General features: G+C 62.9%; 14 protein-coding genes. 7 read left to right on the forward strand and 7 right to left on the reverse strand.

The window, feature by feature from the left end; translation table 11 throughout:
* Positions 1-120 precede the first annotated feature (120 nt).
* Entirely contained in the window at positions 121-4,131 is a 4,011-nt protein-coding gene (gene purL / locus ASF04_RS18770; RefSeq protein ID WP_056145072.1) for a phosphoribosylformylglycinamidine synthase, read from the forward strand.
* Positions 4,132-4,388: 257 nt separating this feature from the next.
* Here purL and ASF04_RS18775 read toward each other — a convergent pair whose 3' ends face one another.
* The 6 genes from ASF04_RS18775 to ASF04_RS18800 form a co-directional block, all read right to left on the reverse strand.
* A complete protein-coding gene (locus ASF04_RS18775) occupies positions 4,389-5,168 on the reverse strand; it encodes a peptidylprolyl isomerase (protein WP_026637131.1) in 780 nt (259 codons plus the stop codon).
* A gap of 99 nt (positions 5,169-5,267) precedes the next feature.
* Positions 5,268-6,050 (reverse strand): peptidyl-prolyl cis-trans isomerase, encoded by a 783-nt coding sequence (locus ASF04_RS18780; protein ID WP_056145074.1) that lies wholly within the window; start codon positions 6,048-6,050, stop codon positions 5,268-5,270.
* A 134-nt stretch (positions 6,051-6,184) separates the two neighbouring features.
* Positions 6,185-6,457 carry a BolA family transcriptional regulator gene (locus ASF04_RS18785; protein ID WP_056145077.1) on the reverse strand — a complete coding sequence of 91 codons (273 nt, stop codon included), beginning with the start codon at positions 6,455-6,457 and terminating at the stop codon, positions 6,185-6,187.
* Positions 6,454-7,083: a septation protein A gene (locus ASF04_RS18790; RefSeq protein WP_056145080.1), complete on the reverse strand. Its 630-nt coding sequence runs from the start codon at positions 7,081-7,083 to the stop codon at positions 6,454-6,456. The genes ASF04_RS18785 and ASF04_RS18790 overlap by 4 nt, the downstream gene beginning before the upstream one ends.
* Before the next feature lie 17 nt (positions 7,084-7,100).
* Positions 7,101-7,499, reverse strand: a complete 399-nt coding sequence (gene msrB, locus ASF04_RS18795) for a peptide-methionine (R)-S-oxide reductase MsrB (protein WP_019921027.1) — start codon at positions 7,497-7,499, stop codon at positions 7,101-7,103.
* A 14-nt stretch (positions 7,500-7,513) separates the two neighbouring features.
* On the reverse strand, positions 7,514-9,016 hold the full coding sequence (locus ASF04_RS18800; protein ID WP_200931125.1) for a protein adenylyltransferase SelO: 1,503 nt from the start codon (positions 9,014-9,016) through the stop codon (positions 7,514-7,516).
* Between the two features lie 175 nt (positions 9,017-9,191).
* On the opposite strand from ASF04_RS18800, the gene ASF04_RS18805 reads away from it, so the two are divergent.
* Positions 9,192-10,793, forward strand: a complete 1,602-nt coding sequence (locus ASF04_RS18805) for a methyl-accepting chemotaxis protein (RefSeq protein WP_056145083.1) — start codon at positions 9,192-9,194, stop codon at positions 10,791-10,793.
* 130 nt (positions 10,794-10,923) lie between these two features.
* On the opposite strand, the gene ASF04_RS18810 is transcribed toward ASF04_RS18805, so the two are convergent.
* Entirely contained in the window at positions 10,924-12,081 is a 1,158-nt protein-coding gene (locus ASF04_RS18810) for a sugar diacid recognition domain-containing protein (RefSeq protein ID WP_056145086.1), read from the reverse strand.
* Positions 12,082-12,300: 219 nt separating this feature from the next.
* Between ASF04_RS18810 and ASF04_RS18815 the strand changes: the two genes are divergently transcribed.
* From ASF04_RS18815 to ASF04_RS18835, 5 genes are all read left to right on the forward strand, one after another.
* On the forward strand, positions 12,301-13,617 hold the full coding sequence (locus ASF04_RS18815) for an MFS transporter (RefSeq protein WP_056145089.1): 1,317 nt from the start codon (positions 12,301-12,303) through the stop codon (positions 13,615-13,617).
* Positions 13,618-13,634: 17 nt separating this feature from the next.
* Positions 13,635-14,789: a glycerate kinase gene (locus ASF04_RS18820; RefSeq protein ID WP_026637133.1), complete on the forward strand. Its 1,155-nt coding sequence runs from the start codon at positions 13,635-13,637 to the stop codon at positions 14,787-14,789.
* Between the two features lie 66 nt (positions 14,790-14,855).
* On the forward strand, positions 14,856-17,513 hold the full coding sequence (locus tag ASF04_RS18825; protein WP_056145092.1) for a hybrid sensor histidine kinase/response regulator: 2,658 nt from the start codon (positions 14,856-14,858) through the stop codon (positions 17,511-17,513).
* 74 nt (positions 17,514-17,587) lie between these two features.
* On the forward strand, positions 17,588-17,824 hold the full coding sequence (locus tag ASF04_RS28810) for a TonB-dependent receptor (RefSeq protein WP_056145095.1): 237 nt from the start codon (positions 17,588-17,590) through the stop codon (positions 17,822-17,824).
* Between the two features lie 25 nt (positions 17,825-17,849).
* Positions 17,850-21,209, forward strand: coding sequence for a DUF6250 domain-containing protein (locus ASF04_RS18835; protein WP_200931116.1), 3,360 nt, complete (start codon positions 17,850-17,852; stop codon positions 21,207-21,209).
* Positions 21,210-21,260: the final 51 nt, after the last annotated feature.

Raw genomic sequence — 21,260 nt, forward strand, 5'->3', positions numbered from 1 at the left:
ATGGCGAGGGTGGGAAAGGGTATAATGCGCGCAAAAGGAATTCTGCAAGCCCAAGCCTGTGTTTAATTTTCGCTTTCTACCTTTAATCCGCAGCCACGCTGCATCAACTACTCCTCCATCATGTTGATACTCCCGGGCTCCAACGCCCTGTCCGCCTTCCGCAGCCAACGCCTGTTAAACCAACTGCAAGCCGCGCTTCCCCAGGTCGCCGCAGTCCAGGCCCGCTATGTCCACTTCATCGATGCCGCCCAGCCGCTGTCGGCCGACGACACCAGCCGCCTCGGCGCGCTGCTGACCTACGGCGAACCGGCTCACGCCGACAACGCTGACGGGGCGGTCGAGGAATTCTTCGTGATCCCGCGTTTCGGCACCATTTCGCCGTGGGCTTCCAAGGCCACCGACATCGTGCACAACTGCGGCATGGCGCACATCAAGCGTGTCGAGCGCGGCATCGCGTTCCGCATCAACCTGAAGGCCGGCATCCTCGGCAGCAGCATCGGCGCGCCGAAAAAGCTGTCGGACCAGGATGTGCTGACGGTGGCAGGCCTGCTGCATGACCGCATGACCGAGTCGGTGCTGCGCCACCCGGACGAAGCGGCCGGCCTGTTCCGTACGCTTGACGCCAAGCCGCTGGAAACCGTGGACGTGATCGGCGCCGGCGCCGGTGCGCTGGAACAAGCCAATACCGACCTGGGCCTGGCGATGTCGCAGGACGAGATCGAGTACCTGGATGCGGCGTTCACCCGCGCCGGCCGCAACCCGACCGACGTCGAACTGATGATGTTCGCGCAAGCCAATAGCGAACACTGCCGCCACAAGATCTTCAACGCCGACTGGACCATCGACGGCGTGGCGCAACCGAAATCGCTGTTCGGCATGATCAAGAATACGCACGAACTGCAGCCGAAGGGCACCGTGGTCGCCTACAGCGACAACTCGTCGATCATGGAAGGTGCGACCGTGATGCGCTTCTTCCCGCAAGGCGCTGGCCAGGAATATGCGCCGGTTACCGAGCTGACCCACACGCTGATGAAGGTGGAAACCCACAATCACCCGACCGCCATCTCGCCATTCCCTGGCGCCTCCACCGGCGCCGGCGGCGAGATCCGCGATGAAGGCGCCACCGGCCGCGGCGCCAAGCCCAAGGCTGGCCTGGCCGGCTTCACGGTCTCGAACCTGCTGCTGCCGGGCGCCGTGCAGCCATGGGAAGTCGACGCCGATGGCAAAGCCTATGGCAAGCCGGACCGCATTGCTTCGGCCCTGCAAATCATGATCGACGGTCCGCTCGGCGGCGCCGCGTTCAGCAACGAATTCGGCCGTCCGGTCCTGGGCGGCTACTTCCGTACCTACGAGCAAAACGTCAGCGCCCAGTTTGGCGCGGCCACCGTGTTCGGCTATCACAAGCCGATCATGATTGCTGGCGGCATCGGCAATATCTCGTCGCAGCACACACACAAGAACGACATCCCGGTCGGCAGCCTGCTGGTGCAACTCGGCGGTCCTGGCATGCGTATCGGCATGGGCGGTTCCGCTGCCTCGTCGATGGCCACCGGCACCAATACCGCCGACCTGGACTTCGACTCGGTCCAGCGCGGCAACCCGGAAATGGAACGTCGCGCCCAGGAGGTCATCAACGGCTGCTGGCAGCTGGGCCAGGACAATCCGATCATCTCGATCCACGACGTCGGCGCCGGCGGGTTGTCGAACGCGTTCCCTGAAATCACCAACGACGCCAAGCGCGGCGCGATTTTCGACCTGCGCAAGATTCCGCTGGAAGAGAGCGGCATGGCGCCAAAAGAGATCTGGTCCAACGAGTCGCAGGAACGCTATGTGCTGGCGATTGCGCCCCAGAGCCTGCCGCTGTTCCAGGCCCTGTGCGAACGCGAGCGCTGCCTGTTTGCCGTGGTCGGCACTGCCACCGAGGAGCGCCAGCTCAAGCTGATCGATCCGGAACTTGGCAACAACCCGGTCGATATGCCGATGGACGTGTTGCTGGGCAAGCCGCCAAAAATGCAGCGCGACGTCGAACACGTGGTGCGCGAACTGCCGGCGCTGGACCTGACCGGCATCGACCTGGAAGAGGCTGCCAAGCGCGTGCTGCTGCTGCCGACCGTGGGCGACAAATCGTTCCTGATCACCATCGGTGACCGCACCGTGGGCGGCATGTCGGTGCGCGACCAGATGGTCGGCCCGTGGCAGGTGCCGGTCGGCGACTGCGCCGTCACCACCATGAGCTTTGAAGGCTATCTCGGCGAAGCAATGTCGATGGGCGAGCGCACCCCGCTGGCTGTGATCGACGCCGCCGCCTCGGGCCGCATGGCGGTCGCTGAAGCGATCACCAATATCGCTGCCGCACCGATTGCCGACATTTCCGACATCAAGCTGTCCGCCAACTGGATGGCCGCCTGCGGCCAGCCGGGCCAGGACGCCGCGCTGTACGATACCGTCAAGGCCGTGGGCATGGAGCTGTGCCCGGCGCTCGGTATCAGCATCCCGGTCGGCAAGGATTCGCTGTCGATGCGTACCACCTGGAAAGAGGGCGACGATGCCAAGGCCGTGCTGTCGCCGGTATCGCTGATCGTCTCGGCATTCGCACCGGTCTATGACGTGCGCAAATCGCTGACGCCGCAGATCAAGACCGATGCCGGCGAGACCTCGATCATCCTGATCGACCTCGGTCGTGGCAAGAACCGCCTGGGCGCCTCGGCGCTGTCGCTGGTGATGAACCAGCTGGGTAACGACACGCCGGACGTGGACAGCGCGGAAGACCTGAAAGGCTTCTTCGCCGCCATCCAGCAACTCAATCGCGACGGCAAGCTGCTGGCCTACCACGACCGTTCCGACGGCGGCCTGTACGGCACGCTGACCGAGATGGCGTTTGCCGGCCGTGCCGGCCTGTCGATCAACCTCGACATCCTGACCCTGGAACAAGGCCATGGCGCCGACCAGGGCGACGCCAAGAACTGGGCCGGCCAGATCGCCGAACGCCGCAACGAGCAAACCCTGCGCGCGCTGTTCTCGGAGGAGCTGGGCGCCGTGATCCAGGTCCGCGCCGACGAAAAATCGCTGGTCATGGACGTGCTGCGCAGCTTCAACCTGGGCGCCTGCAGCCATATCATCGGCAAACCGAACGACCGTGGCGTGATCGAGTTTACCCGTGACGCCAAGCTGATCTACAGCCAGCCGCGCAGCGCGCTGCACCGCCTGTGGAGCGAAACCAGCTGGCGCATCGCCCGCCTGCGCGACAACCCGGCCTGCGCCGACGCCGAATACGACCGCCTGCTCGACGAACAGGATCCAGGCATGCAGCCGAAAGTCACGTTCGACCTGGCCGAGAATATCGCCGTGCCATTCCTGGCCACCGGCGTGCGTCCGCGCGTTGCCATCCTGCGCGAGCAGGGTGTCAACTCGCATATTGAAACCGCTTACGTGATGCACCAGGCCGGCTTTACCGCGGTCGATGTCCACATGAGTGACCTGATTGCCGGCCGCGTCAAACTCGACGACTTCCAGGGTATTATCGCCGTCGGTGGTTTCTCGTATGGCGACGTATTGGGTGCGGGCGAGGGCTGGGCTAAAACCATCCTGTTCAATACCGCGTTGTCGGAACAATTCGCGCGCTTCTTTGCGCGTGGCGACAGTTTCGGCTTGGGCGTCTGTAATGGTTGCCAGATGATGAGTAATCTGAAATCGATTATTCCCGGTGCCCATGCCTGGCCGAAATTCACCACGAATAAATCGGAGAAATTCGAAGCTCGCTTTGCGATGGTGGAAGTATTGGATTCCCCGTCGATATTCTTCAATGGCATGGCCGGTACCCAAACCCCGATCGCGATTGCGCACGGTGAAGGTTATGCCGACTTTACCCAGACCGGGAATATTACCGAAGCTGTCGCTGCCATGCGCTTCGTCGATAACCGTGGTGATGCGACCGAAGCCTACCCGTATAACCCGAATGGTTCGCCGCAGGGCCTGACCTCGGTCACCACGCCTGACGGCCGCTTCACCGTCATGATGCCGCACGCCGAGCGCGTATTCCGCACGGTGCAGCAGTCGTGGCACCCGGAAGCGTGGGGCGAAGAATCGCCATGGATGCGCATGTTCCGTAACGCACGCAAGTTCGTCGGTTAAGTTTTAGCCGCTCAGTTGAAACCGGGCCCCTGCGCAAGCAGCGGCCCGGTTTTTCTTTGTCTGGATCGGTGCGGTAGCCGTGGTCCAATCCGGATGGAAGGACTATCTCGGATATCTGGTGCGGATCAAGCTGGAAAGCAGCTGGAACGTGCCAAAAACTGGTTCGGTGCAAGCGTGGAAGGCCGTAAACGACAACGCCCGGCACAGGGCCGGGCGCTGTTTAGCTCAGGACAGCCTTGAAGCTGTCCGGTTCCTGATTACTGAATCTTGGCTTTCTTTTGCAGTTCGTCCCGGTAGGCGGCGATCTTGCCTTGTTGCATTTGCTGCGAGATCTGCTGCTTGACCTGGTCAAACGGTGGGAACTGGGCGTCGCGTGGTGCTTCGTCCAGCTTGATCACGTGGTAGCCGAACTCGGTCTTGACCGGGGTTTCGGTGATCGCACCTGGCTTCAGGGCCACCATCGCATCGGCAAACGGCTTGACCAGCTTGCCTGGCGACATCCAGCCCAGATCGCCGCCATTGTTGGCGGAACCGTCTTTCGACACCTTGGCCAGCTCTTCGAATTTGCCGCCGGCTTTCAGCTTGGTGATAATGTCCTTGGCTTCCTGTTCGGTGGTAACCAGGATATGGCGCGAGTGATATTCCTTGCCGCCGTTGGCCGCCTTGTATTTATCGTACTCGGCTTTGATATCGGCATCCTTGACCGGATTCTTTTTCACATAATCGGCCAGCATGGCGTTGATGATAATGCTCTGGCTGGCGTTATCGATGGCGGCTTTGACGTCAGCCTTATTGCCATAACCTTGTTTATTGGCTTCCTGCAGCATGACTTCGCGGCCGATCAGTTCTTTCTTGACCATTTCGCGCAATTGCGGGCTGTCAGGTTGCTGGCCTTGTGCCACAACTTGTTTGACCATTTGGTCTGCCTTGGCGGCCGGAATGGCTTTGCCATTCACGGTAGCGAGATTTTGCGCAAAGGCGGGCGCTGCAACAACAGCAATCATGGCTAACAACAGACGGGCTGGTTTCAACATCATTATTTAAATCCTTTAAAAACTTTTAGATCGCACTCGAATGCGTATATTACTCATGTAGAACCAAAAACGGCGCCCCGTAGGGCGCCGCCTTGCAGAACATTACTGCACTTTTGCTTTTTTAACCAGTTCTTCCTGGTAAGCTTGTACTTTCTTCTGCATCAGACCTTCTTGTACCTGGCCCTTGACTTCTTCCAGCGGTGGCAGCTTTACAGCGCGGATGTCGTCCACCTTGATCACGTGCCAGCCGTTAGGCGTTTGCACTGGCTTCTCGGTCACGCCACCTTTTTGCAGGTTGACAAATGCTTGCGAGAAAACTGGTGGGAACGACGATGGGGTTGCCCAGTCCAGGTCGCCACCGTTGGCAGCCGAACCGGTGTCTTTCGACTGCTTGGCCAGGTCTTCGAACTTGGCGCCGCCTTTGAGCTTGGCGATCACGTCGTTGGCTTCGGCTTCGGTCGCCAGCAGGATGTGACGCACGTGGTACTCTTTTTCAGCCGATGCGGCAGCAACAGCTTTGTCGTACTCAGCCTTGACGTCGGCGTCCGATACGGGATTTTTCTTGACGTAGTCCATCACCAGAGCATTGGTGATGATTTGCTGACGGGCGTTTTCGAGTTGTTCCTTGACCGCTGCATTTTTGCCGTAGCCTTGTTTCTCGGCTTCTTGCATCATTACTTCGCGGCCGATCAGGTCTTTCTTGATCAGTTCGCGCAGCTGTGGCGAATCCGGCTGCTGGCCTTGGGCGACGACTTGCTTGACGACGGCGTCAACACGCGAGCTCGGGATGGCTTTGCCATTAACAACGGCAACGTTTTGTGCGAAAGCAGGTACGGCGGCAACGGCGAGAAGTGCAATCAGCAAACGGGCTGGCTTGAAAGTCATTATTAATTCCTGTAGGGGGAAGATTTAGCGAAAACCGGAGGAGGGAGTTAGATCTGCTATCTGTGTTTTTGTTCAGTTTTGTGTTCGATTATTTTCTGAAACCAATAGCCTGGGTCCACCCCACCGGCACAACATCATACTTCGGACGGTGCCAATGCAGTAATGGCCAATGCATGAATTTCTTTATGCATCATATCGTTCACGGAATCATACACGAGTCGATGTCTTGTGACGAGTTTCTGCCCCTCAAATTGTAACGAAACGATTCTGATACTGTAATGTCCGCCTCCGGAAGCGGCGCCGGCATGGCCGGCGTGCAAATGGGAGTCGTCGTTGAGCGTCAATTCGACCGGGGCCAGGGCCGCTTCCATCTTGCTGCGGATGCGTTCGATGCGGGTATCGTTCATGGCTGTTCTTTCATGTGACGCGAGAGATAAACGGTCTGGCCAATGATGAAGACAAACATCAGGGCGGTGGTGCCAAACATCTTGAAGTTGACCCAGGCGTCGGTATTACCTTTGAACAGCACGAAGGCGACATACCAGTTCAGTACGCCCATCACTGTGAAGAAGGCGATCCAGGCCAGGTTGATGCGGCTCCAGCCAGCGTCGGGCAGTTCGACGAACTCGCCCATCGACTTGCGCATCAGGTTTTTCTTGAACACCAGGTCGCTGACCAGCAGGCCGATGGCAAACGACCAGTAAACGATGCTGAGCTTCCATTTGACGAAGGCTTCGTCGTGCAGGTAAATGGTGAGGCCGCCGAAGAACACGAACATGGCCAGCGAGAACCACATCACGCCTTCGACCTTGCGCCCGCGCACTTTCAGGTAGGCGATCTGCAGCATGGTGGCCAGGATGCCGACTACCGTGGCCAGCACGATGGGAGCCTGGTCCGGCGTCACGCTGCCACCCGAAATGATGCTGCCCAGGTAGGTGTTGGTGAACACCTGGGCTGCTTCGGCATGCATGCCAGCCAGTTTATACGCGCCGAAGAACAGGATGACCGGGAATAAGTCGAACAGGAATTTCATGTTGCCTCAGTATTTATTTACTCTTGTGGATCGAACCGTAACGACGCCGAGTTGATGCAATAACGCAGCCCGGTTGGCGGCGGGCCGTCCGGGAATACGTGTCCCAGGTGGGCGTCGCACACGGCACACAGAATTTCGGTGCGCAGCATACCATGGGTCCGGTCGGTTTTCTCGATCACGTTGGCTGGATCGATGGCTTCGAAGTAGCTGGGCCAGCCGCAACCGGAGTCGAACTTGGTGTCGGAGCGGAACAGCGGCGTGTCGCAGCAGACGCAGGTATAGATTCCGTGTTCGTGGTGATCCCAGAACTTGCCGGTAAAGGCGCGTTCAGTGGCGGCGTGGCGGGTAACCTGGTATTCCATCGGATCGAGCATGGCGCGCCATTCGGCGTCGGACTTGGTGACTTTATTGGTCATGGCTTAGATCTTTCTTAAGAAGAACAACTTACTTCGAGGTGGCTGGCCCAGTCGGGGGGCAAGGCGGCGTAGTGGTCGTGCTCGGGCTGCTCGTCGTACGGATGCTGCAGGATCGCCAGCAATTTCGCCACTTCCGAGTAGTCCTGCTGGTGCGCCTTGTCGATGGCCACCTGGGCCAGGTAATTGCGCAGCACGTATTTGGGGTTGATTTGGTTCATCGCAAGCTGGCGGTCGGCATCGACACTGTGCTCGGCTTGCAGGCGCTGGCGGTATTGCCCGGCCCAGGCATCGAAAGCAGGGCGGTCGATGAACAGGTCGCGCAGCGGCTCATCGCCGCTGGCGTCTGCCGCCTTCAGGTCGCCCAGGCGGCGGAAGAACAGCGTGAAATCGACGCCGTTGGCCTGCATGACAGCAAACATGGCGTCGAACAGGGCGCGGTCGGCATCGGCATGCATGTCCAGCTGGGTCAAGCCCAGCTTGGCGTGCAGCAGTTCGTCGAGCCTGGCGGCAAAGGCGGGCTGATAAACGTCGAGCGCGGCTTGCGCGTCTTCCGGCGCGCCGATCAGCGGCAGCAGGGCCTGGGCCAGCGCATAGCAGTTCCAGTGTCCAACCTGCGGCTGGTTCGCGTACGAGTACCGGCCTTGCTGGTCGGTGTGGTTGCAGATGTGGTCGGCGTCGAACGCTTCCATGAAGCCGAATGGACCATAATCGATGGTCAGACCCAGGATCGACATATTGTCGGTGTTCATCACGCCGTGCATGAAGCCGACCGACTGCCACTGGGCGATCATGTGCGCGGTGCGGCGCGTGACTTCCGCCAGCAGGCCCTGGTACGGGTTGTCGCTGGCGCGCAGGTCGGGATAAAAATGGTCGATGACGTAGTCGGCCAGCACTTTCAGTTGTTCGTTCTGCTTGCGGTAGTACCAGTGCTCGAACGAGCCGAAGCGCACGAAGCTGGGCGCCATGCGCACCACGACGGCAGCGGTTTCCACCGTCTCGCGCATCACGCCCTGGTTGGAGCCGGCGATCGACAGCGCGCGCGACGTCGGTATGCCGAGGCCATGCATGGCTTCCGAGCACAGGAACTCACGAATCGACGACCGCAGCACGGCACGGCCGTCGCCCATGCGCGAGTACGGCGTCTGGCCGGCCCCCTTCCATTGCAGTTCCAGCGGACCGTTATCGGTGGCGGCCGCACCGAACAGGATGGCGCGGCCGTCGCCCAACTGGCCGGCCCACACGCCAAACTGGTGGCCCGAATACACGGCTGCCAGCGGTTGACCCTGTTCCGGCACGGCATTGCCGACCAGGATGTCGAGGCTGTCCGCGACCTGATCCGGCGAAAGCTTGAGCAGTTGTGCCGCCGACGGGCTGACCGCCACCAGGTAGGGCGCGGGCAGCGGAGTAGGCCTCAGCCGGGTATAGAACGCGGGCGGCAGGGACGCAAAAGAATTGTCCAGCGGCAGCGAGGTCAGATTGGTAGCGATGATGGTTCCTGTGAAGAGCACCCGGCCCAGAGGCCGGAAAGCGCGATTTTACCGCAGCACAGCCAAGTGCGTCGCGTGCACATGCTTGCTAATAGTAAGTTACTTCATTGGTGAATTGATTGACGGAAATACGTACTTTCACTTAAAATATTGCCTTGCAGCATTTCTCTAAGTTCACATTTCCCACCTTGCGCTCCAGGATCCCATGTTCACTAGCATCACTATCCGTACCCGGCTGATTGTCTCGATGGCAGTACTTGGCCTGTTGATTATTTCCATCGGCGCGGTCAGCCTGTTCGGCATGAACAAGGTCAATTTCGCGCTCAAGGATGTGTATTCGAACCAGATGGCGTCTGTGCTGATCCTCACCGAGTCGAAGAACTTCCTCAATCGTGCACGCTTTGTCATCGATCGCGGCGTATTCCATCCTGATGCCTCAGACCTGGACAAGACGCTGGCCCGTGCCGAGGGTTTCATTCTGGATGGCGACAAGTCCTGGAGGGCTTACCTGGACTTGCCGCTGACGGGTGAAGAGCAGCAACTGGCGACCGACCTCGACAAGAAGCGCACGGTCTATATCGGTTTTCTGCGCGAGCTGATGGCTGCGATCAAGTCGCAAAACGCCGAGAAAATCGACGATCTGGCGATGAACAAGATGAGCAAGGAATTCGGCATTTTTGACGCCGCCTCCAACAAGCTGGAAAAATACCAGCTCGACGGCGCGCGCAAACACTACGACGACAGCCAGTCGTTCTTCAGCGCCTTCGAGGTCGGTTTTGTGATCGCGCTGCTGGGCGGCATGGTGCTGATCGTGTACTCGACGCTGCGCCTGCTGTCGGCCATCCTCAAACCGCTGCGCGCCGCGCTGGGCCACTTCGACCAGATCGCGGGCGGTAACCTGGCCAACGATATCCGGATCGAACGCGACGACGAAATGGGCAGCCTGATGCAGGGATTGATCAAGATGCAGGACCAGATGTCCACCACCGTGCGCGGCATCCGCAACGGCAGCAATTCGATCGCGACCGCCAGCGCGGAAATTTCGCAGGGCAATCTTGACCTGTCGCGCCGCACCGAGAACCAGGCCGCCGCGCTGGAAGAAACCGCGTCGTCGCTGGAAGAACTGACTACCACCGTGCGCCATAACGCCGACAATGCGCGCCAGGCCAATCATCTGGCGGTCACCGCCCAGGACGTCGCCAGCAAGGGCGGCCAACTGGTGTCGCAAGTGGTCGATACCATGAGCACGATTAACGGTTCGTCGCGCAAGATCGCCGACATTATCGGCGTGATCGACGGCATTGCGTTCCAGACCAATATCCTGGCGCTGAACGCGGCGGTGGAAGCGGCCCGTGCAGGCGAACAGGGCCGTGGCTTTGCCGTGGTCGCGACGGAAGTGCGCAACCTGGCTCAGCGCTCGGCGGCGGCCGCCAAGGAAATCAAGGAACTGATCACGGCGTCGGTGGAGCAGGTGGATGCCGGCTCGCAACTGGTGGACAAGGCGGGCGCGACGATGGATGAGATTGTCAGCAGCGTCGAACGCGTGACCGGCATCATCAGCGAAATCATGGTAGCCGGCGAAGAACAGAGCGAAGGCATCAACCAGATCAACCAGGCCATCGCCCAGATGGACGAAGTGACCCAGCAAAATGCGGCGCTGGTGGAAGAGGCGGCGGCAGCAGCAGGTTCGCTGCAGGAACAGGCGGCCACCCTGGAAGAGCTGGTCAGTACCTTCAAGGTCGATGCGCAATCGGCGCCGCGCCTGGGCCATGGCGCCAAACGTCCGGTCCTGGCACTGGGCCGCTGAACTGGCGCGGCTGGCCAGGCCGGGCCACGCCAGGCCGGGCCACGCCTGGCCGGGCCATGCGATGAAGAGCAACGCCGGCCCCGCTGCCGAGGCGCGCAAGCTGCGCCTCATTCCCGGCCGGAACAGGCTGTTAGCCGACGTCTGCCAGCAGCAGCGAAACATAGAGCAAAAAGCGGTCTTCCAGCCGCGACAGATCGAGCCCGGTAATTTCGCCGATGCGGCGCAGCCGGTAGTCGAGTGTATTGCGGTGGATGTGCAACGCTTCCGCCGTCGCCGCCAGGTGGCTGTCGTGGCGGAACCAGGTTTCTAACGTGCGCTGCAACAGTTCCTTGTTCTTGTCCTGCGCCTGCAGGCGCAGCATCGGCTGGCGCAGTTGCTCTGCCTGCCAACCGGCATCGAGCCCCGATAACAACACCGGCAACGCCTGGTCGTAATAGCTGTAGCGTCGCCGTCCGCCATCGCGGGCCCGGCCGATGCGCGCCGCCGTGCGCGCGCTCTGGTACGAGATCGCCACGTTATCCAGGCCCGCCAGGGCGATCCCCACCGTCAGTCCATGAGCTTGCGCGCCTTCTTCATCGAGCAATGTCGCCAGCGCCTCAAGCTTGCGCTGGGCCCAGGCCGGAACATCGGTGGCGGCCACGCTGTCATGAAAATCGAGGATGACCAGCTCGTGCGAGCTGGCCGCCGCCGTCAGTGCCGACGGCTGCCGGCCCAGCAGGCGCAACTGCAGGCGCTGGATTTCGCTCAGTGCTTCCACCGTGCCGGCCGCCCGGTCGTCGAGTTCCAGCAACATCACCACGTGCGGACGACGGAAGTCCACGCCCAGGCGCCGCGCCCACGATTCCAGCCCGGACCGGGCGCCGGGATCGCTGGCGATCAGTTGCAGCACGAAGGTTTCGCGGTAGCGCGAGTCGCGTTGCAGGGCATCGGTCAGTTGCGCCTGTTCCAGGATCATTTCGGCGGTCAACCGCACCAGTTCGCCAAACTGGCGCACGTCGTCCGGTGCGCCCGAGAGGCCGATGGCGCCGCACAGCTGGCCGTTGACGCTCAAAGGCAGGTTGATGCCGGGCTGGGCGCCGTGCATATTGCGGGCGCTGGCCGCATCTATCTCGACCGGCAACTGCTTGGCCAGGGCCAGCATCGCGCCCGTGTGCAACTCGCCGATGCGGGCAGCATTGCCGCTGGCGACGATGCTGCCGTGGGCGTCCATCACGTTCACGTTGTACGGGATGATTTTCATCGTGCGGGTGACGATGTCCTGCGCCAACGCGCTGTTCAAGATGGTCATTGATAACTGTTCATGGGTGGGTGACTTCGACTGTGATTGTGCCAAGGAATGACGGATTGTGCTGAAAAGTCGTTTTCCCGTGGAAATATTTGGGCAGATGCCCAGTATTTTGTACCACAAGCCACCGATTCTCGTGCATTCGGCCGATGATTTTTTTCAGGCGATTCCAGATAATCAGCCGGTCAGCAGTCATGACACTACAACATCTAGGAGACCTGCATGGGCAATTCCACCACCACCGCTGCCACGGCCGGTGCCGTACTCGACGGCGCCTACAAAAAAGCCACATGGCATCTGATTCCGTTTATCTTCGTCTGTTATTTCTTCAACTACCTGGACCGCGTCAACGTCGGTTTCGCCAAGCTGGAGATGATGGACGCGCTCAACCTGAGCAATACCGTGTACGGCCTCGGCGCCGGCATTTTCTTCATCGGCTATGTCCTCAGCGGCGTGCCAAGCAACCTGATCCTGCATAAACTCGGCGCGCGGCGCTGGATCGCCGTGATGATGATCATGTGGGGCGCCTTGTCGGCGGCCATGTTGTTCGTCACCACGCCCACCTCGTTCTACGTGCTGCGCTTCTTCACCGGTGTGGCCGAGGCCGGCTTCTTTCCGGGCATGGTGCTGTACTTCACCCACTGGTTCCCGTCGCAAAAGCGCGGCCAGGTGATGGCGCTGTTCATGTCGGCGATCCCGATTTCGGGCCTGATCGGCGGCCCGCTGTCGGGCTGGATGCTGGCGCACTTCTCGGCCGGCCAGGGCGGCATGGCCGGCTGGCAGTGGCTGTTCCTGCTGCAGGGTCTGCCGACCGTGCTGCTGGGCGTGGCCGTGTACTTCTACCTGAATGACGGCATCGCCCAGGCCAAGTGGCTGAGCACCGAAGAAAAAGCCGCCATGCAGACCGCGCTCGACGACGACGAAAAGCAGCGCCAGGCGACCAGCACCGTCGGCCAGTCGATCGGCGACGTACTGAAAAACGGCAGCGTGTGGATGCTGGGCGTGATTTATTTCAGCATCCAGATGGGCGTGTACGCAATTAACTTCTGGCTGCCATCGATCATCAAGTCGCTCGGTTACGACACCCAGACCGTCGGCTGGCTCAGCGCCATTCCTTACCTGTTTGCTGCCGTATTCATGGTGTGGGCCGGCCGTTCGGCTGATAAGCACCGCGAACGCCGCTGGCACGTCAGTGCGCCGATGCTGATGGGCCTGTTCGGCCTGATGATGGCCGCCAACTTTTCCACCAACCCGCTGGTCGTGATGGTGGGCCTGTCGATGGCTACCATGGGTGCACTGGCCGCACTGTCGATGTTCTGGTCGCTGCCGGCCGCCTTCCTCGGCAGCGCCGCTGCCGCCGCCGGCCTGGCGCTGATCAACTCGCTGGGCCAGATTGCCGGCTTCGTCAGCCCGTTCCTGGTCGGCTGGATCAAGGATGCCACCCAGAGCACCGATGCCGCGCTGTATGTCTTGTCGGCGGTGATGCTGCTCGGCGCGCTGCTGGTCCTGCGAGTACCGGCCAAGTTAGTGAATCGATAATCATCATGAACAAGCAACTGAAATTCGTCATCGCTCCCGATTCGTTCAAGGAAAGCTTGAGCGCGATGGCGATTGCCAATGAAATCGAAGCCGGCTTCCGCGAAATCTTCCCCGACGCCCTTTACGTCAAGGTGCCGGTGGCCGACGGTGGCGAAGGCACGGTGCAAGCCATGATCGACGCCAGCGGCGGCCGCCGCGTGGACCTGTCGGTGCGCGGCCCGCTGGGCGAGCCGGTCGACGCCTTCTACGGCATCATGGGCGACGGCCAGACGGCCGTAATTGAAATGGCTGCCGCCAGCGGCCTGGAACTGGTCCCGCCCAACCGCCGCGACCCGCTGCACACCACCAGCTACGGCACGGGCGAGCTGATTCGTGACGCGCTGGACGCCGGCGCGCGCCGCTTCGTGCTCGGCATCGGCGGCAGCGCCACCAACGACGGCGGCGCCGGCATGGTGCAGGCGCTCGGCGGCCGGCTGCTCGACGCGGCCGGGCGCGACCTGGCGCCCGGTGGCGGCGCCCTTGACGCGCTGGCCCGGATCGACCTGTCCGGGCTCGACGCCCGCATCAAGGACTGCGTGTTCGACGTGGCGTGCGACGTCAGCAACCCGCTGGTGGGGCCGCAGGGCGCTTCGCACATCTTCGGCCCGCAAAAGGGCGCCACGCCGGCCATGGTGGCGCTGCTCGATACCAACCTGCGCCACTACGCAGCCGTGATTGCCCGCGACCTCGACCGCAACCTGGCCGATGTGGCCGATCTGCCCGGCGCGGGCGCGGGCGGCGGCATCGGTGCGGCCATGCTGGTTTTCCTGGGCGGCAGCTTGCGCCCGGGCAGCGAGATCGTGACCGACGCCGTGGGCCTGGACGCCGCCGTGGCGGACGCCGACCTGGTGCTGACCGGGGAAGGGCGCATCGACAGCCAGACCATCCACGGCAAAACCCCGATCGGCGTGGCGCGCGTGGCCAAGCGCCACGGCAAGCCGGTGATCGGCATCGCCGGCAGCCTGGAACCGGGCGCGGGCGTCATCCACGGTCATGGCATCGATGCCGTGTTCAGCGTGGTCAATTGCCCGTGCACGCTGGAGCGGGCGCTGGCCGACGCCGCCTACAACGTGCGTACCTCGGCGCGCAACATCGCTGCGGTGTTGCGCCTGGGAACACAATTAGGGAGCTAACTCCAGTCTGTGCTAAAGTCATTTCCTGCGGCAATGCATGTACGCACGCCCGCAGGAAGGATTTTCATGGCGCCGCACCAGGGTGAACAGAAGTACGTGGCCAGGTTGCCGACCATACGCTCCCAGCTCTACAGCCTGGTCTGGGCCTGCGCCTTGCCGGCCATTCTCGGCATTGCGCTGCTGACCAACAACTTCATCGTCCGCGAACGCAAGACCATCCAGCGAGATACGCTGATCACCGCCCGGGCCCTGATCCAGGCGGTCGATCGCGACCTCAATACCGGCATCACGGTGGCCCTGGCGCTGGCCAACTCGCCCAGCATCGACAACCGCGATTTCGCCGCCTTCTACCGCCAGGCCACCGACGTGCTGCGCCCGGCATTCCCCGGCTATAACTTCGTGCTGCACGACCGCGATTCGGTCCAGTTGCTCAACACCGCCCGCCCATATGGCGAAGTCTATCCCGATCCGTTCAGCGCGGCGCGCATCGCCCAGGTATTCAAGACCGGCAAGCCATTGATTTCCAATCTGTTTTATGCCGGCGCGCTGAAACGCCCGCTGGCGGCGATCCACGCGCCGGTGATCCGTGATGGCAAGGTGGTGTACGTGATCTCGGTGGCCTTCGTGCCCGAGCGCCTGGGCCAGGTGCTGCGGGAACAACTGCTGCCGGCCGACCGCGTGACCGGGATTTTCGACGCCAATGGCGTGCTGGTGGCGCGCACCCACGATCCGGAAAAATACGTGGGCCGGCCAGTCTCGCCCACCTTGATGTCGCAATTCCGGCTGCGTCAGGAAGACGCGATCGAGGCCACCACCCTCGAAGGTATCCCCGTCTATTCGATGTACAGCCGGTCGTTGCAAAGCGGCTGGTCGGTGGTGATCGGCGTGCCGCGCAGCGCGGTGTATGCCGCAGTGTTCGAATCGATTACCTGGATCATGGCGTTCCTGGCGGTGGTCACCGCCGCCGGCTTCGGCGTGGCCTGGCACTTCGCGCGCAACATCGAGCGCTCGGTGCGTTCGCTCACCACGGCGGCGATGGCGCTGGGCGGCAAGGCGCGCCAGGGGCAGGTGCCGCCGGCTGCGTTCCACGAGGCAGCGCAGGCGCTCGACACCCTGCACGGCGTGGAGTCGGAGCTGCTGCGCTACCGCCATCACCTGGAAAACCTGATCGAACACCGTACCCGCCAGCTCGAATCGGCGATGCGTGAAGCGCAGGCGGCCAACGCCGCCAAGGACGTTTTTGTCGCCAACATGAGCCACGAACTGCGCACGCCGATGAACGCCGTGTTGGGGGTGGCGCACCTGCTGGGCCGCACCGGCGTCTCGCCGGAACAGGCGCGCTACCTGGACATGATACGCACCTCGGGCCAGTCGCTGCTCGGCATCCTCAACGACATCCTCGACCTGTCCAAGATGCAGGCCGGTAAGGTGGAGCTGCACCACGCGCCGTTCCGCCTCGACGACGTGCTGCACGCGGTGGCCACCATCATGAGCGTGAGCGCCGGCGACAAGGATCTCGAACTGGCCATCGGTGTCGATGCCGACGTGCCGCGCGCCCTGGTCGGCGACGCGCTGCGGCTGCACCAGGTGCTGGTCAACCTGGCCGGCAACGCCATCAAGTTTACCGAGCGCGGCGAGGTGTCGCTGATGGTATCGCGGCTGCCGGCGCCGGGCGGCGCCAGCCTGCTGCGCTTTGCGGTCAAGGACACCGGCATCGGCTTGAACGAAGAGCAGGTGGCGCGGCTGTTCTCACCGTTTACGCAAGCCGACCTGTCCACCACGCGCCGCTTCGGCGGTACCGGGCTGGGGCTGACCATTTCCAAGGGCCTGGTCGAACTGATGCAGGGGCAAATCAACGTACACAGCATGCCGGGCGATGGCAGCGAATTCCGCATCACCGTGCCGCTCGACGTCAGCGAAGCCATCGATACCGTCGATGCCGCGCAGTCCGTCGCCCCGCTGCACCTGCTGCTGGCCGACGACAACGCCACCAGCCGCCACTGCATCGCCCAGGCCATCGCCGCTGCGGGCTGGACTTGCGACGTCGCCGCCAACGCGCAGGCGGCGATTGCGCTGCTGCGCAATGGCGCCGTGTACGATGCGGTGCTGGTGGACTGGCAGATGGCCGAACTGTGCGCCCTCCAGCCCGAGATCAAGGCCCCGCTGATCTGCATGCTCAACGCCTACGGCCGCGACCTGGTTGCCGAAGACATGGCCAACGCCCGCATTGCCGCCTGCCTGGCCAAGCCGGTGACGGCGGTGGGCCTGCTGGAGGCAGTGCAGGCCGCGCGCGCCCACGGCCGCGAGCCGCCCGTACCCGGCGATAACGCCCAGCCGGCGCTCGCTGGCGTACGCATCCTGCTGGTGGAAGACAATCCGATCAACCAGGTGGTGGCGCGCGGCCTGCTGGAACAGGCCGGCGCGCGGGTGGCGGTGGCCGAGAACGGCGAGGACGCCGTCACGCAGCTGCGCCGCCTCGATTGCGACCTGGTGCTGATGGATGTGCAAATGCCGGTGATGGACGGCTTTACCGCCACCCGCATCATCCGCGAAGAACTGCGGTTGTCGCTGCCGGTGATTGCCACGACGGCCGGCGTGATGGCCAGCGAGCGCGAGCAGTGCATCGCGGCCGGCATGGACGACTTTATCGGCAAGCCGATCGACGTCGAACAGATGTTCTCGATTCTGGCGCGCCACCTGGGCCGCGCCGCCCTGGAGCGATAACCAGACGCTACGGCTGGCGCACCGAAGGAGGCCTCGATAATTTCGTCAGCGCCCGCTACGCCTATCGTGGCGACATGTTCGGCACCGTCGATAACTCGGCGCTCACCCGGGTGAGTAGTTATGGCCTGGCCTCGTTTTCGGCCGGCACCGGTGGTAAGCTGGAACGAGGAGACTGGAGCGCATCGCTCTGGATTAACAATGCCTTCGACAAGCGGTACTACCAGCGCACAGGCGCCGGCGACTACGGCACGGTCTGGGGCTGGCTGGGTGAAGCGCGCACGTTTGGCGCGACACTGACATACAAATACTAGGTAAACAGTTACGGAGCAGGCAGGCATGAGTGCATCATTCGAGCGTCGTCAATTCATCAAACTGGCATCGTTGCTGACCGGGGGCGCTGCGGCGCTCACCCAGGCGTCGACCGCCGTCGCCGCCACCGCGCCGGCCACGGTCGATCGCGCCGGCCGCACCGGGCTGCCGCAACCGGGCGAAACCCCGTTGCAGTGGCTTGAAGGCCAGCCCGCCAGCTTTGGTGGCGCCACCTGGGGCGTGCCATGGCCGCAAGGCCGCATCCCGCGCGATGCCGGCTTTGAATTGCGCAGCGCCGGTGGCGACGGGCAACCGGTGCAATCGTGGCCGCTGGCCTACTGGCCGGACGGCTCGCTCAAATGGTCGGCGCATGCGCTGCCGCCGGACGCCAAAGGCGGCCTGCCGCAAGCGGGTTACAGCCTGCATCCGCTGGTCGGCGACGCCGCCAAAGCGGTCAAGCCCGGCGCGCCGCTGGCAACAGAGAGTGCTGGTGCAATCGAGATCGATACCGGCGTGCTGCAATGCTCGCTGCCACGGTCGGGCGCGGTGCTGGTCACGGCCATGAAACGCAGCGGCAAGCAGCTGCTGCGCGACGGCCGCCTGGTGCTGCTGGTCGATGGCGCGCTCGATGACGAGACCCGGGGCGCCAGCCGCCGCGCCTATGACGGCGCCATCGACAAGGTGACGCTGGAGCAGAACGGCGCGCAGCGCGTGGTGGTGCGCATCGACGGCAGCCATCGCCATGCGGACGGCGCCACCTTGCTGCCGTTCGTGGTGCGCCTGTATTTTTACAAGAATTCCGACGCGGTGCGCCTGGTGCACACGCTGGTGTACGACGCCGATCCGGCCAAGTCCTACATTCGTGGCGTGGGCCTGCGCTTCGGCGTACCGCTGGCCGCCGAACTGTATGACCGCCATGTGCGTTTCGTGGGTGACAACGGCGGCGTGTTTGCCGAAGCGGTCAAAGGGCTGACCGGCTTGCGCCGCGACTCGGGCGCCGCCGTCTATGACGCGCAGCTCAATGGCCGCGCGGTGCCGCTGGCGCAAATGGGCGCGCAGGTCAAAAAGGGACTGCAATACATTCCGGCATTCGGCAGCTACTCGCTGCTGCAATCGCACTCGGACGGCTTCTCGATCAGCAAGCGCACCAGCGCGGGACACGGCTGGATTCACGCGGCCAGTGGCGCGCGCGCTTCCGGTACCGCGTATGTCGGCGCACCCGATGGCGGCGTGGCTTTCGGCGTGCGCAATTTCTGGCAAAGCTATCCGGGCCAGATCGACATCCAGGGCGCCGAAACCGCACAGGCGACGGTGACCATGTGGCTGTGGGCGCCCAACGCACCCGCCATGGACCTGCGCTTCTACCATGACGGTATGGGCGAGGACACCCACGAGAAGCAGCGCGACGCGCTGGACATCACCTACGAGGACTACGAACAGGGCTTTGGTACGCCGCTGGGCGTGGCCCGCACCAGCGAGCTGCAATGGCAGCTGCTGGCAGCCACGCCATCGAACGAGGACCTGGTGTCGATCAGCCGCCGCATCCAGTCGCCGCCGCTGCTGGTTGCCAGTTCCGAACGGATTTACCAGGCGGGCGTGTTCAGCGACTACTGGAGCCCGGCGGTGGCGCAACCGAATGCCGCGCAAGCGAAGCTGGCAAAGCAGCTGGCGTGGAGCTTCGACTTTTACCGCAACCAGGTCGAGGACCGCAAGTGGTATGGCTTCTGGGACTTCGGCGACGTGATGCACACGTATGACAACCAGCGCCACGTGTGGCGTTACGATGTCGGCGGCTATGCCTGGGACAACTCGGAGCTGAGCACCGACATCTGGCTGTGGCACTACTACCTGCACACGGGCCGCGCCGACGTGTTCCGCATGGCCGAAGCCATGACGCGCCACACCGGCGAAGTCGATGTCCACCATATCGGCCCGTTCGCGCCGCTGGGATCGCGCCACAATGTGCAGCACTGGGGCGATAGCGCCAAGCAGCTGCGCATCTCCACCGTGATCAACCGCCGCTTCATGTATTACCTGACCGCCGATGAACGCATCGGCGACCTGATGACGGCGCAGACCGATGCCGTCAACCGCCTGCAAACGGTGATCCCGGGCCGCAAGATCGGCCAGGTGGCGCCGACCATCGATCCGGAAAACCATGCCAGCGTGTCGTTCGGCACCGACTGGGGCGCCATTGCCGGCGCGTGGTTTACCGCGTGGGAGCGCAGCGGCCAGCCCGAGATCCGCGACAAGCTGCTGCGGTCGATGGCCAGCATTGCCGCCCAGCCGGAAGGCTTCCTGGCCGGCGGCGGCACCATGAACCTGCGCACCGGCGCCTTCATCGTCGAAAAGGAGCGCAAGATCAACGTCTCGCACCTGAGCGCGGTGTTCGGCCTGCCGGAAATTTGCAGCGAATTGATACGCACCGTGCCGCAACCGGCGTTCCGCGACGCCTGGCTGCGCTACTGCCGCCTTTACAACGCCACCGAGGCGCAACAGAAGGCAGAGCTGGGCCAGAGCCTCGGCAAGCTTAATCTGGGCCAGGGCCACGCGCGCCTGCTCGGCTACGCCGCCGTGCAGTGGCAGGATCCGGCACTGCTCAAGCGCGCCTGGGTGCAATTCTACGAGGGCAAGGCGGGCCTGGTGGACAAGGACCTGGTATCGCGCCGCGTCAAACCACCGCTGTTGCTGCGCGAGATCGAGGAAGCGCCGGCCATCTCCACCAACGCCATCGCCCAGTGGGCTTTGGGGGCGATGGGCATGGTGGCGCTCGACGCCATCGGCCAGACGGTGGTGGCGGATAATTTCCAGCGCTTCGATCCGCGTGCGTGGGCGGTGGAGGCGGAAGCCGGCAAGCCTGAGCAGGCGGCGTTCGCGTCGTCAGGCGCGTTGATACTCGATGCCGAGCGCGGACTGACGGTATGGCTGCGCAAGCAGCTGATCGGCCACTACGAAATCAGCTTTACCCGCACGGTGCTGGCCGAGGGCAAACCGCACGAGCGCCTGTCCGATCTGAACTTCTTCTGGGAGGCGCAACTGGGCGCCGATCCGTTCAGCCGTTCCGGCAAGCTGGAAGACTACGACAAGGTACCGATGTTCTACGCCGGCATTGGCGGCAACACCAACACCACCTCGCGCTTCCGCACCTACGACGGCACCGGCGAACGCAAGCTGCTGCAAGAGTACCTGGCGCCGGAATACCTGTTGAAAGCCAACCAGCCGTACCGCATCCGCATTGTCGCAGACGCCAAGGGCACGCGCCTGTACGTGGACGACCGCGAGTGGTTCAGTGCTCCGGGCCCGCAGGCGGGCGGTGGCTACTTTGGTTTCCGCACTACGCAGTCGCGTCAGAAAGTGGAGAACTTCCAGGTCCGCCGCATCGCCTGATCGGCCTCACACAGCTTCGGGGCAGGTGCCGACATTTGGGCGGGAGCTCAG

The sequence above is a fragment of the Duganella sp. Leaf61 genome (assembly GCF_001421905.1).
GTDB lineage: Bacteria > Pseudomonadota > Gammaproteobacteria > Burkholderiales > Burkholderiaceae_D > Rugamonas > Rugamonas zoogloeoides.

Excerpts from the sequence above, each read along its gene's own strand:
- purL (WP_056145072.1), top strand. The coding sequence starts at position 121 with ATGTTGATACTCCCGGGCTCCAACGCCCTGTCCGCCTTCCGCAGCCAA.
- ASF04_RS18775 (WP_026637131.1), bottom strand. The coding sequence starts at position 5,168 with ATGATGTTGAAACCAGCCCGTCTGTTGTTAGCCATGATTGCTGTTGTT.
- ASF04_RS18780 (WP_056145074.1), bottom strand. The coding sequence starts at position 6,050 with ATGACTTTCAAGCCAGCCCGTTTGCTGATTGCACTTCTCGCCGTTGCC.
- ASF04_RS18785 (WP_056145077.1), bottom strand. The coding sequence starts at position 6,457 with ATGAACGATACCCGCATCGAACGCATCCGCAGCAAGATGGAAGCGGCC.
- ASF04_RS18790 (WP_056145080.1), bottom strand. The coding sequence starts at position 7,083 with ATGAAATTCCTGTTCGACTTATTCCCGGTCATCCTGTTCTTCGGCGCG.
- msrB (WP_019921027.1), bottom strand. The coding sequence starts at position 7,499 with ATGACCAATAAAGTCACCAAGTCCGACGCCGAATGGCGCGCCATGCTC.
- ASF04_RS18805 (WP_056145083.1), top strand. The coding sequence starts at position 9,192 with ATGTTCACTAGCATCACTATCCGTACCCGGCTGATTGTCTCGATGGCA.
- ASF04_RS18810 (WP_056145086.1), bottom strand. The coding sequence starts at position 12,081 with ATGACCATCTTGAACAGCGCGTTGGCGCAGGACATCGTCACCCGCACG.
- ASF04_RS18815 (WP_056145089.1), top strand. The coding sequence starts at position 12,301 with ATGGGCAATTCCACCACCACCGCTGCCACGGCCGGTGCCGTACTCGAC.
- ASF04_RS18825 (WP_056145092.1), top strand. The coding sequence starts at position 14,856 with ATGGCGCCGCACCAGGGTGAACAGAAGTACGTGGCCAGGTTGCCGACC.
- ASF04_RS28810 (WP_056145095.1), top strand. The coding sequence starts at position 17,588 with ATGTTCGGCACCGTCGATAACTCGGCGCTCACCCGGGTGAGTAGTTAT.
- ASF04_RS18835 (WP_200931116.1), top strand. The coding sequence starts at position 17,850 with ATGAGTGCATCATTCGAGCGTCGTCAATTCATCAAACTGGCATCGTTG.